This is a genomic window from Thermoanaerobacter sp. CM-CNRG TB177, from assembly GCF_018588165.1.
Classification (GTDB): Bacteria; Bacillota; Thermoanaerobacteria; order Thermoanaerobacterales; family Thermoanaerobacteraceae; genus Thermoanaerobacter; species Thermoanaerobacter thermocopriae.
Window position 1 is genome coordinate 42,963 of sequence record NZ_JAFCAC010000055.1, and the last position, 372, is coordinate 43,334.

1 protein-coding gene is annotated in these 372 nt (G+C 29.8%); it reads left to right on the top strand.

The window, feature by feature from the left end:
- Positions 1 to 241 precede the first annotated feature (241 nt).
- Positions 242 to 364, top strand: coding sequence for a hypothetical protein (locus I4N53_RS12360; RefSeq protein WP_003868173.1), 123 nt, complete (start codon positions 242 to 244; stop codon positions 362 to 364).
- The last annotated feature ends 8 nt before the right edge of the window (positions 365 to 372 follow it).

The window sequence follows — 372 nt, forward strand, 5'->3', positions numbered from 1 at the left end:
CTTCACTACACTCGCTATTTAATTATAAATATTTTTATCTTTTTTGTCAATAGGCTATTTTGTTATATCTCTCGAATAGGTATAAAGATATTTACCACTTTGAAAAAGCAGAGAAAGAAAATGAAGAAGGAACTATAAAAAGAATTGAGGCTGCCTCCCTTCTTTTTGATATAATTAAAAATGGAAACATTCCTTTCAAAAGAACCATAAACAAATTACCAGGATGGGAGGTCAGCCTTCTATGAATATTATAACATATCATGAGCTTAGAAAAATATCCCCTGAAAAAGCTAGGTCTGTGTCAAGATTTTGTAGGAGAAAAATTTTTATAACTGACCTCACCGTTAAAAATCTAGGAGTTTAAAATTAGTA

Coding starts and splice junctions, on each gene's coding strand:
- I4N53_RS12360 (WP_003868173.1), top strand. CDS start 242: ATGAATATTATAACATATCATGAGCTTAGAAAAATATCCCCTGAAAAA.